Annotated in this window: 3 protein-coding genes; all 3 read right to left on the reverse strand. The window is 66.3% G+C overall.

What is annotated here, in order from left to right:
• Nucleotides 1-46 precede the first annotated feature (46 nt).
• Entirely contained in the window at nucleotides 47-1,831 is a 1,785-nt protein-coding gene (locus tag ACTOWJ_RS17705) for a phytoene desaturase family protein (protein WP_441335940.1), read from the reverse strand.
• Nucleotides 1,821-11,285: an HSAF biosynthetic non-ribosomal peptide synthetase/polyketide synthase gene (locus ACTOWJ_RS17710; protein ID WP_441335941.1), complete on the reverse strand. Its 9,465-nt coding sequence runs from the start codon at nucleotides 11,283-11,285 to the stop codon at nucleotides 1,821-1,823. The genes ACTOWJ_RS17705 and ACTOWJ_RS17710 overlap by 11 nt, the downstream gene beginning before the upstream one ends.
• A gap of 64 nt (nucleotides 11,286-11,349) precedes the next feature.
• Nucleotides 11,350-12,102, reverse strand: coding sequence for a sterol desaturase family protein (locus ACTOWJ_RS17715; RefSeq protein WP_441335942.1), 753 nt, complete (start codon nucleotides 12,100-12,102; stop codon nucleotides 11,350-11,352).
• Nucleotides 12,103-12,531: the final 429 nt, after the last annotated feature.

The following is a 12,531-nucleotide window of genomic DNA, read 5'->3' on the forward strand; positions in this document are numbered from 1 at the left end:
TGAACGTCGGCGAAGGTTTGGATCATGAGTGCGGCCTCCTCGCGGCTCAGACAGCCGGTGCCGGCGCGAGCGCGGACAGCGGCGGGGTTTCGACCAGGCGCAACGGCCGCGCCGGACGCTCGAGCGGCGGATCCTTGTCCAGTTGCGGCAGATGGCCGAGCTTGTCGCGATGCCAAGGTTCGCGATTGGCGCTTTCCCAGGCCTTGAACGGCACGCCGAGTTCCTCGCACAGGTACAACGCGGCGAAGCGCCCGCTGGAAGCGGCCTTGATCAGGCTGCCGCCGTTGATCCAATGCCCGGCCATCGAGAAACCACGCAGGCCTTGCAGGCGCATGCGGTCCTTCTTGACCAGTTCGGCGAGCAGATCGTCGGCATCGGGCGATTTCCACGCCAGGATCGCGCCCTTGTGGTTGCCGGTATAGCGCTCGGTGGTGGCCGGCGTGCCGACGTCGACCAGCTCGATGCGCTCGCCGATGCCGGGGTATTTCTTCTCCAGAAACTCGCGCACGAACTGCGCGACCTCGCGCTTCTTGGCCCAGTACTGTTTGCGGTCGCTGCTGCGCAGGGTCTTCCAATAGTCGAAGTCGCTGAAGTAGGTGCAATGGATCACCGACTTTCCCGGGGGCGCGAACCCGTCGGAATAACGCGAACGCAGTTGCACCACCACACTGCCCTGGTCGCCGCCGGGCAGTTTGGCCGCGTCCTCGGCGCTGAGCAGATAAGTCGTGCTGTGCGATTCGTTCGCCGGGACGTCGCCTTCGAAGCCCACGAACGCCGAGACCACGCCGGGATAACGCTCGCCCGGTCGATGCAGGACATCGTTGAACAGCTTGTCCAGGCGCGGATTGCTGTACTTGCCGTCGAGCAGTTGCTTGAGGGTGAACACGCCGTCGCAGGCGGCGACCACGTGGTCCGCGTAATGGCATTCGCCGTTCTTGAGTTGCACGCCGACTGCGCGGCCGTCCTCGATCAGTACCTTGTCGACGCGGGTGCGGTAAGCGATATGTCCGCCGAGCGCGAGATAACGTTCCTCGACCGAACGAGACAAACCCAACGAGCCGCCCTGAGGAAATCCGACGTTGTCGTTATGCGCCTCGGCGAGGTTGTACAGGTACGGCAATACCGCGAAGTTCTGCGGATCCTGGAAGAACATATTGCGGAAGCCGCGACGCAGCAGCGGGTCGGCGAAGCGGTCCGCGTACGGCCCCATCTGCGCCGCGCCGGTGCGCCAGAACAGCCGGAACGCCGGCAGCACCTGGCGCAGGGTGGCGAGTTTTTCGCGCCAGTTCTCCAGCGGCGGCGGCTTGAGGAACGGATGCAGGGCCAGCTTGGTGAAACGGCGCAGATCGTCGCAGAAGGCCTTGATCAGCGGCGCGTCGGCAGGCGAGACCTCGGTGAGGTGTTGTTGCAGACGGTCGGGGTCGTTGTAGAAGCGCACCTCGCGGCCGTGTTCGTCCACCACTTTGTTGAACAACTCGAAGTTCTTGACGGTCTTGCCGTCGAGCGCGCCGAGTTCGCGCCAGACCTGATTGGCGTTGTTGCCCGCGGCGGTGCCGTTGAGCCACTCGATGCAGTAATCGAAGATGTAGCCCTTGCGCGACCACGCGGTGCAGCAACCGCCGGGCAGCACGTGTTTTTCGAAGATGCGCGTTTCCAGCCCGCTCATCTGCCCATAGATGGCGGTGGCCATGCCGGCCATGCCTGCGCCGATGATGATGACCCGGGGCCTGGCGCCTGGAGCGCGCGTTCGCGCGCTCCAGTCCGGACCCGAGCGGGTCTGCGCCCCCGCCGGCGCGGGGGCGTCGGCTTCGGTGCCGGCATCAGGCGACATGGGCCTGCTCTCCGACCAGGATGTCGCGCGCCAAGGCGGCGTTGAGCGCGATGTAGCTGTGATCGAGCATGTCGGCGTGCTTGCCGAAGCCCTTGTACACCTGGCTGCGGGTGGTCGAGCTGCCATGCCAGGTGCCGCGCTGGCCGGTGCCGTAGAACACCAGCTTGTCCTCGTCGGAAATCACGCTGACCGGCGCGGCGATGGTGCCCAGGTTCGGGGTGCGGCTGCAGAAACGGATGTAGTCCTTGGCCTGTTCCAAGGTGTCCTGGGCCAGCACGTCCGAACCGGTGTGCTTGCGCAGATGCTCGGTGAGTTCGCGTTCGAAGGCTTCGAAATGCTCGTTGCCCAGTTCGAAGGATTCCGGAATGCGGTAGGAATCCATGATGACCACGTTGGGCACTTCGCGGCCGCGGCGTTCGAGTTCCTTGGCGACCTCGAAGGCCAGATTGCCGCCCAGCGAATAGCCGAACAAGGTGCAATGGCCGTCGGGGGCGTGGATGGATTCGATCAGGTTGGCGTAGCTGGCCACCTTCTCGTCGCCGAGGATGTAGTTGAACGACACGAACTCGTACTCGGGCATGTGCACGGCGAGCTGGCGGTAGACCAGACCGTGGCCGCCGGCCGGCGGGAAGCAGAAGATGGTCTGCTCGTGGCTCTGGCCCTGGTTGAAGCGCAGATAGGGTTGCGCGCCGGCGACCCGGCCCAAGCTGATCGCTTCGACCGTCTTGGCCATGCCGTGCAAGGTGGTGACCTTGAACAGTTGGCTCACCGCGATGGCGATGTTGAACTCGGTCTGCAGGTTGTAGATCAGTTCGATCAGCTTGATCGAACTGCCGCCGACCTCGAAGAAGTCGTGCTGCAGGCCGACCTGTTCCAGACCCAGCAACTGCTTCCAATGGTCGGCCATGCGCAGTTCGTACAGGGTCACCGGCGCTTCGAACTCGGCCTGGGCGTCGGCGTCGGGCGCCGGCAGCGCGGCCACATCGACCTTGCCGTTGGCCGACAACGGCAGCGCGTCGAGCTGGACGTAGTGGGTCGGGATCATGAAGGTCGGCAGGTACGCGGCCAGGTGCTCGCGCAGCGCGCGCCAGTTCAAGACCTCGCCCGGTTCGGCGGCGACGCAGTAGGCGCACAGCGCGGTTTCGCCGCGCGCGTCTTCGCGCACGCTGAGCACGGTCTGGCCGATCGCCGGCCACGCCGCCAGGTGCGATTCGACCTCGCCGATTTCGACGCGATGGCCGCGCACCTTGACCTGATTGTCGGCGCGTCCGATCAACTGGACTTCGCCGTCGGCGCTCCAGCGCGCCAGATCGCCGCTGCGGTACACGCGCAGGTTTTCGCCGTCGCGGCCCAGCGGCAGGCTCTGGAAGCGCTGCTCGGTTTGTTCGTCGTCGCCGACGTAACCGGCGCTGACGCCGCCGCCGCCGATCCACAACTCGCCCGGCACGCCCGCCGGTACCGGCTGGCGCTGCGCATCGAGGATGTACAGCGCGCTGTTCGGGAACGGACGGCCGATCGGCACCATGCGGCTGGCTTCCAGGTCGGCGGCATCGCCCTCGAAGTAGGTGCTGTCGATGGTGGCTTCGCTGAGACCGTAGGAATTGATCACCCGCGTGTCGGGTCCGGCCAGCGCGCGCAGGCGCCGGTACTCCTCGACCTTCCACACGTCAGAGCCGACGATCAGCAGGCGCATGAAGTCCAGGCGCTCGCCTTCGCGTTCGCAGTAGTCCATGACCCCTCGCACCACCGCCGGCACGAACTCGGCGGCATCGACCTGCTGCTCGCGCATGATCCGGTACAGGCGCTGGGTGTTGAACAGCAGCTCGCGGGTGATCAGCACCAGGGTGCTGCCCGAGCACAGTGCGCGCACCAGATCGCCGGCGAACACGTCGAAAGAGAAGCTCGCCATCTGCAGATGCGCTTGGGTCTCGTCGAGGCGGTACTCGCGTTCCCAGCCGGCGTAGGCCGAGGCCAAGTTTGCGTGGGTAACTCGCACCGCCTTGGGCTTTCCGGTCGAGCCGGAGGTGTAGATGACGTAGGCGGCATCGTCGAGCGCGACTGGGAAATCGACCGGCGAGGCATCGGTGTCGGCATCGGCGATCAGATGCAGATCGTCGGGCGTGAGCACTTCGCCGTTCCAACCAGTCAAACGTTCGCGACGCTCTTCATCGACCACCGCGAACTGCGCGCCGGCGTGGCTGGCCATGTAGGCCAGACGTTCGGCCGGGTAGTCCGGATCCAGCGGCAGGTACGCGCCGCCGGCCTTGAGCACCGCGAGCAGGGTGACGATGAGTTCGGGCGACTTGTCCAGGCACAGTGCGACCACGCTGCCGTCGCCCACGCCGAGTTCGCGCAGCTTGCGCGCCAGACGATTGGAGCGGCGTTCGAGTTCGCCGTAGCTGAGCTGGCGGGTATCGCCGGCTTCGCTCGGCGCCGCCACCGCGATGGTGTCTGGCTTGGCTTTGGCGATCTCGCCGATCAACTGGTGCACCGGGCGCAGGGCTTCGGCGGCTTCGTCCGCGCCGCTCCACTGTTCCAGCACTTGCCGGCGTTCGTCGCTGCCCAGCAACTGCAACTGCGCGATCGAGGCCGCCGCCGGAACCCGGGTCAGCTCATCGAGCAGATGCACATAGTGCCCGGCCAGGCGCTGCACGGTCTGGGCCAGGAACAGGTCGGTGTTGTACTTGAACACGCAGTGGAAGCGCTGGTCGGCTTCGTCCTCGTAAGCCGACAGGGTCAGGTCGAACTGGCCTTCTTCCTCGGGCAGTTCGATGTACTCCAGGCGGTAGCCGTACTTCTCGGTCGCGACCTTGTGCGAGAGCAGGATGAACATCGCCTGGAACACCGCCGAGCGGCTCGGGTCGTGTTGCAGGCCGAGTTTTTCGACCAGCAGCACGAACGGATACTCCTGGTTGTCCAGACCGTTGAGCACGATCTGCTGCACCTGCGCCAGCAGTTCGGCAACGCTGGGCTGGGCGGACAGGTTCACATGCAGCGGCAAGGGATTGACGAAGTAACCGTAGACCTGGGCGAACTCTTCCTGGGTGCGGCCCATCACCGGGCTGCCGACGATCACGTCGTCCTGGCCGGTGTAGCGATGCAGCAGCACGTAGTAGGCGGCCAGCAACACCATGAACACGGTCACGCCGTTCTCGCGCGCCAGGGTGTGGATGCGCGCGCTCAGCTCGGTGTCGAGAGTGAAGAATTCCGAGGCGCCGTTGTGGGTCTGCACGATCGGACGCGGCTTGTCGGTCGGCAAGGCCAGGATCGGCACTTCCTCGGGCAAGTGGCTCTTCCAGTACTCGAGCATTTTGTTGGCTTCGCGCCCGGCCAGGAACTTGCTCTGCCAGTTGTAGAAGTCCAGGTACTTGGAGCGCACCGGCGCCAGTTCGACCTTCTCGCCGCGGCGCAGGCCCTCATAGATGGCCAACAATTCCTCGATGAAGGTGAAAGTGGAGATCGCATCGGAAATGATGTGGTGGACCGCCTTCATGATCACCCAGCGATCATTGCTTCGCTTGAACAAGCGGAAACGCACCAGCGGATCGTGTTCCAGGTCGTAGGGCTTGCGGTACTCGCGGATGATCTGCTGATAGATCTCGTCCCAGCTCTTGTCCTGGGAATCGAACAGGGCCAGGTCGTACTTGGCCTGCGCCGAGATCTTCTGCACTGCGTGGCCTTCATCGAGCATGTAGTTGGCGCGCAGGAGCGGGTGGCGCGCGATCAATGCGCGCACTGCTTCGAACATCAGCTCCGGTTCCAGTTCGGTGCGCACCTCGACCGCGCCGCCGATGTTGTAGGCGAAACCGTCCGGATTGAGCTGCTTGAGGAACCACAGCGCGTTCTGGTTCTGGGTCAGTGGGTAGCGGGTTTCATCGGTGTGGGCGATGAACTGCGAGCTGCCGTCGTCCTCGTCGCCGGCGGCGACAAGTTCGATCAGCGCGGCGTGCAGTTGCTCGCCCAGCGCGCCGATCGTGGAGCTGCTGAGCAGGGTCACCACCGGCAGCGCGACCTTGAGCTCGGTGTGGATGCGCGCGCGCAGTTCCATCGCCAGCAGCGAATCCAGGCCCAGCGCGTTGAGGCTGGCGCCGGTGTCGATCTGCTCGTGCTTGATCCGCATGACCTGTGCGATCAAACCGTGGAAGCGCTCATTGAGCAGCGCCCAGCGGCCTTCGGTGTCGGCGTCGCGGAACGCATCGACGAAGCTGCCGTGTTCGTTGCTGGTATGGCCCGAGCCGTGCTTGGCCAGTTCGGTCACCAGCGGCGGCGGCGAGGTGTACCAGGCCAGGAAGATGGGCCAGTCGACCACGGTGGCGACCAGCAACTGGGCGCGGTCCTGGCCGATCACGCGTTCGAGCACGTCCATGCCCGCGTCGGGCGACAGCGAACTCATGCCGCGGCTGTTGCGGTAATGATCGATCAGGCCGAGTTCTTCGATCATGCCGGTCGCCCACGGGCCCCAGTCCAGCGCGAGCGCGGGCAGGCCCTGGGCGCGGCGGTGATGGGCCAACGCATCGAGGAAAGCATTGCCGGCGGCGTAGTTGCTCTGGCCGGCGGTGGTCACCAAGGACGCGATCGAGGCGAACAGCACGAAGTGTTCGAGCGGCTGATCGGCCAGGTACTTGTGCAGCAGCCAGCCGCCGACCACCTTGGGCTCGTAGACCGGATCGAAGCTGTCGCGTTCCATTTCCGCCAGCAAGGTGTCGCGCACCTGGCCAGCCAAGTGGAAGGCGCCGCGGATCGGCGGCAGATCGCGCTGGCGGTAATCGGCCAGCCAGCCGCGCAGCGCGCCTTCGTCGGTGATGTCGAGCTGGGCCAGGATCGGCTCGGCGCCGAGGCGTTCGAGCTCCTTGAGGAAACGCACGTTGCGCCCGACCGTGGTGTCGGCATCGGTGTCGCGCCATTGCGCGCGCGGCGGCAGTTTGCTGCGGCCGACCAGGATCAGCTTGCGCGCGCCGCGCTTGACCAGGGTGCGGCACAGCAGACGGCCGAGCGCGCCGAATGCGCCGGTGACGAGGTAAGCGCCGTCGGCGCGCAGGCGCAGCGGCAGCGGCTTGGTCAGTTCCGCCGCGGGCAGCAGGCGATGGGTGTAGCGCTTGCCGCCGCGCAGGGCGATTTCGTCTTCGTCGGACAACAGCACTTCGCGACGCAGTTGCGACGCCTCGGCCACGCGCACGGCGGGGTCGTGGTCGGCGATCAGCGGCAGATCGATCAGCTTGCCGCGCTGCGCGACCAGTTCCTGATACCACAGCACTCGGCCGATGCCCCAGGCCGGCGCGCCGAGCGGTTCGACGGCTTCCAGGCGCGTCACCGCCTGGGTGCCGCGGGTGACGATGTGCAGGCGTCCGTGCGGATGGGCTGAGGTCAGCGCCTGGCTCAGTGCGATCAGCGAGTAGGCGCCGCGGCTGTTGCCGCTTTGCAGGCCGCGAGCGTCGGTTTCATCCAGCGTGGGCTGATCGAGATTCCACAGGTGCACGATGTGGCCGAAGCGGCCGACGCCGCTCTTGTCCAGATCGGCGAACAGGCGCTGCAGATCCTTGAGCGCGCCCGGTGTCACCGAGGATTCGCGCAGATCCTTCTCCAGCTTGTAACGCTTGCCGGGCCGCACCAGATGCACGCGCTCGCCGCGGTCGGCGGCCAGCGCGGCCAACTCGTCGCCCACGCCGCTCTCGTCGGCGAAGATCAGCCAGCCGTCGCTTTCGCCGGCGTCTTCGGTGGTCGGCTGATCGGCCAGTTCGATCCACTGGCTTTCGGCCAGCCAGTTGTCGATCGTGCTCAGGCTCACCTTGGCCGAGGCGTTCTCGACGTTGGCGGCGCGGAAGCCGGTGACGCGGCCGAGCGGGGCGCCGTGTTCGTCGTAAACGTAAATATCGCCGATCAGTTCGTCGCCACCGTCGAAGGTGATCCGCGCGTGCACCCACAAGGCGCGATCGCCGATCGCATCGGTGCGCACTTCCTGGATCGACAAGGGCAGGCGGATGCCGGTATCGCCGGCGCCGCCGCTCTGGCGTTGCAGGATCTGCGGGGTCAGCAAGGCCTGGAAGCAGGCGTCGAGCATGGCCGGGTGGAAGTGATGATCGGCCGCGCCGCCCTGCAGTTGTTCGGTCGGCGCGATACGCGCCAAGGCTTCGCCCTGGCCGACCCACACCTCTTCGATGCCCTGGAACGCCGGGCCGTAGTGATAGCCCATCGCGGCCAGCGCGTCGTAGCAGGCCGAACGCGCCAGATACAGCGGACTGCGTTCGCGCACCGCGCGCACGTCCAAGGGCGCGCCGTCGCGCCGGCCCTGACTCGCGCGGATGCTGCCGCTGGCATGCAGAGTGCGGTCTTGGCCGTCGGCACCGAGGGTGGAAACGTTGAAGGTGGCGCCGTCGGAGGAGAACGACAGCTGCGCGCTGATGGCCTCGCTGTCGGGCAGGAACAAGGCCTTGCGCAGCTCGATGTCGGCGATCGCCGCCGAGGCGCCGCCGGTCATCGCCCGCACCGCCTGCGCGGCCATTTCGATGTAGCCAGCAGCCGGGAACAACACGTTGCCCTGGATGCGGTGGTCCTGCAGATACGGCAGATGCTCGGCATCCAGCCGCGCTTCCCAGGTCGGCTCGGCATTGGCCATGCGCCGGCCCAGCAGCGGATGATCGAGCTGGCCCAGGCGGATCTGTTCGACCGCGCGCGGCTCCACCCAGTAGCGATCGCGCTTGAACGGATAGCGCGGCAGGGTGATCTGGCGGCCGCGCGGATGCAGCGCCTGCCAGTCGATCGCCACGCCCAGGTTGTGCAGGCTCGCCAGCGAGGCGGCGAAGCGCGCGGCCTCGTCTTCCTGGCGGCGGATCGAGGGAACGCTCTTGGCGCTGAGGCCGCGCGCGGTGAAGCATTCGTTGATCGAATGGCCCAGCACCGGATGCGGGCCGATCTCCAGGAACAACTCGTAGCCGTCGTCGGCCATCGCGTCGATCGCAGCGCGGAAGCCGACGCTGTTGCGCACGTTCTCCCACCAATAGTTCGCGTCGAGCTCATGGCCCTGGGCGATGCCGGGCTTGGCGGTCATGTACAACGGCAACTGCGCGCTATGCGGCGCCAGGCCGTCCAGGCACTGCAGCAGTTCGTCCTTGATCAGGTCCATCTTGGCGCTGTGGTAGGGCACGCGCACGGTCAGGAACTTGGCGAACAGTTGTTCGGCCTGCAATTGCGTGGCCAGTTCGGCCAGCGCGTCGTGATCGCCGGCCAAGGTAATGGCGGTAGGACTGTTCATCGCCGCCACCGACACACGATCGCCGTAGGGCTTCACGCGTTTGAGCGCTTCGGCTTCGGACAGGCTCACCGCGAGCATGGTGCCGGTGTCGACCAGCGTCTGCTGCAGACGGCTGCGATGCACCACCACTTTCACCGCCTGTTCCAGCGTGTACACGCCAGCGGCGTAGAACGCGGCGACCTCGCCGGTGCTGTGGCCGACGATCGCATCGGGCACGACGCCCTTGGCGCGCCACATCGCCGCCAAGGCGATCTGCACGGCGAAGTTGGCCGGCTGCGCCAGCCAGGTGTCGCTCATCTTCGAATCGGCTTCGGCGGCGTTCATCTCCTCGATCAGCGACCAGTCCACATGCTTGGACAACTCGCGATCACACTGCTCGATCACCTCGCGGTAGACCGGATCGTGCTCGAACAACTGCCGGCCCATCGCCCACCATTGCGGGCCCATGCCGGTGAACACCCAGGCGAGCTTGGGCGCGGCGGCGCCGCGGCGTTCGTCGGCGAGGATGTGCGGATGCGCCTGGCCGTCGTCGAATGCGGCCAGGCGTTCGTCCAAGGCTTCGCGGCTGTCGTAGACGACGGACAGGCGCGCTTCCAGATGCTGGCGGCGATGGGCGAGGGTGTAGCCCAGATCGTCCAGCGAGATCGCCTGGTCGCCCGTGCGCGCCAGTTCCTTGCGGATGCCGGCGACCAGTTCGGGGAACGCCGCCGCATCGCGCGCGGTCAGCGGCAGGATGTTGTAGCCGCCGCTCACGCCGGCCGCGCGCGCGGTATCGCCGGATGCGGCGAGGTCGGCCGCGTCGCGCACCGGCGCTTCTTCCAACAGTACATGCGCATTGGTGCCGCCGAAGCCAAACGAATTCACGCCGGCGCGCGCCGGGCCTTCATGTTCGGGCCACGCGGTGACTTCGGTGGGGATCTGGTACGGCATCGACGCCAGGTCGATCTGCGGATTGACGGTCTTGAGATTGATGTGCGGCGGAATGGTCTTGTGCTTGAGCGCCAGCGCGGTCTTGATCAAGCCGGCCACGCCCGCGGCGGCCTCGGTATGGCCGATATTCGTCTTGACCGAGCCCACGTAGCACTTGTCGCCGGGTTTGCGCCCGATCGCCAGCGCGCGGCCCAGCGCCTTGGCTTCGATCGGATCGCCGACCGGGGTCGAGGTGCCGTGCGCTTCCATGTACTGCAGGCTGCCCGGTTCGATCCCGGCCTCTGCGCACACGCGCTTGATCAGCGCGACCTGCGCATCGGGATTGGGCACGGTGATGCCGTTGCTGTGGCCGTCCTGGTTGACGCCGGTGCCGACGATCACCGCATAGATCGGATCGCCGTCGCGCAGCGCATCGTCCAGGCGCTTGAGCGCGACGATGCCCACGCCCTCGGCGCGCACGTAACCGTTGGCGGCCGCATCGAAGGTGCGCGACTTGCCTTCCGGCGACAAGAACCCGCCCTTGGTCTCGGCGATGGTGTACTGCGGGGTCATGTGCAGCAGGGTGCCGCCGGCCAACGCCAGGCTGGTTTCGCCCCGGCGCAGGCTGTGGCAGGCCAGATGCACGGCGACCAGCGAGGAGCTGCAGGCGGTGTCGATCGACAGGCTGGGGCCGCGGAAATCGAAGCAGTACGAGATGCGGTTGGACGCCATCGTCATCATCGTGCCGGTGGCGGTGTGTGCGGCCAGCGTGTCGAAGCTCAGATCGGCGAACTGCACGATCTTGTAGTCCAGGGTGAACGCACCGACGAACACGCCGATCTCCTGGCCGGCCAGGCTGGCGGGCTTGAGACCGCCGTCTTCGAGCGCCTCCCACGACACTTCCAGCAGCTTGCGCTGCTGCGGATCCATGTAGTCGGCTTCGCGCGGGCTGATGCCGAAGAAGGCCGGATCGAATTCGTCGAACCCGTCGATGTAACCGCCGCGACCTCCGACCAGACGGCCGGGCTTGCTCTTGTCGCTGCTGCCCAGGGTCTTGACGTCGTAGCGGTTGAGCGGCGTATCGGTGAGGCAGTCCTTGCCCTCGATCAGGTTCTGCCAGAACCCGCGGTGATCGCTGGCGCCGCCGGGCAGGCGGCAACCGATGCCGACGATGGCGATGCGGTCGCAGGCCGCGGTCGGCACTGCGTTCGCGGCGGCATCGGCCGAGGCGGCGTGCAGCGCGGCGTCATTGCTCGGAGCCTCGCTGGAGGTAGTCTTCTTGCTGGAGTCCGTCATGATCGAGTCCTTGTTATTACGTGGCCGGCGTAAAGGGTGGGGTGCGTGCGGAAGTCGGATCGGTTCACGGCTGCGCGCGCGGCGGTTTGCGCCGCGGCCGCAAGGGGTGGATGAGGGTCGAGAAGATCGCGCCGTTGCGCGGGAACGAGCCCGGATCGAACAAGCCGATCGCGCGCGGGCGCCGGTTCGGATGCCAGGTGTAGCTGCCGAACAAGCGGTCCCAGATCGACAGGTCCGAGCCGAAATGCCCGGCCTCGGCCTTGTCGCTGCTGTGGTGCATGCGGTGCAGTTCGGGACTGGCCAGCACGTGGTTGAGCCAACCCAGCCGCACGTCGATGTTGGCGTGGACGAAATAGCCCTGGGCGATGATGAAGATGCCGACCGCGAACACCGCGTGCTCGGAAAAGCCGATCGCAGCCAACGACACCTGCACGAAGAACTGCGCCAGGACGATGTCCAGCATGTGGTTGACGCCGTTGTTGCCGACGTTGACCTTGTCGGGCACGTGGTGCACGCCGTGCAGTCGCCACAGCAGCGGGATGTCGTGGCCGGCGCGGTGCACCGCGTAGCTGGCCAGCGAACTGAGCAGCAAGGCCAGCGGGATCTGCGCCCACAACGGCAACACCGGATGCAGCGGCGCGATCCGCCCGACCACCGCCATCACCGGGATCTGGGCCAGCGCGCCGCCGATCATGGTCAGCAGGAAGTACACGCCGTACAGGCCCCATTCGCGCCGCGAGGGCAGCCACGCGCGCTCGTAGGGGATCAGCCGCTCGAGCGCGGCCAGATAACCGATGGTGATCACCAGGAAACCCATGCTGGCGGTTCCAAGATTCCACCCGCGCGCGAATGCGCTTATTACGTAGATAACAACCGCCGCCAATAATATCGGGTGAGCGAGATAACGAAGAAAATCGAACTTGTTTATCCGGGTCGGCGTGACCGTGGTGCGGTTTTCATCATTCCGCAATGCCGGGGGCAGTGGGGAGGGGGCGATAACGGCGCCCGCGTCACACTCGGAACGCGAACCTTCCGGCAGCCCGGAACGGGAATCCGATAATTCGTTCATCGGTGCGCTCCATTATCAGATTCAATCCGCGAAGCGGGTTTCGGCGCGATACTGCGACGGGCGCCGCCGAAGCCATTTCGAGCCGTAAGCGCTATGGCATAAGGCTTTGATTTCATTGGCGCGCAGCAAGCCAGCGAATCGTCCATGCGACCCTCGCGGTAACTTCATCGGGCGGCC

The organism is Lysobacter sp. CA199, assembly GCF_052078715.1.
In the GTDB taxonomy this organism is placed as follows: domain Bacteria; phylum Pseudomonadota; class Gammaproteobacteria; order Xanthomonadales; family Xanthomonadaceae; genus Lysobacter.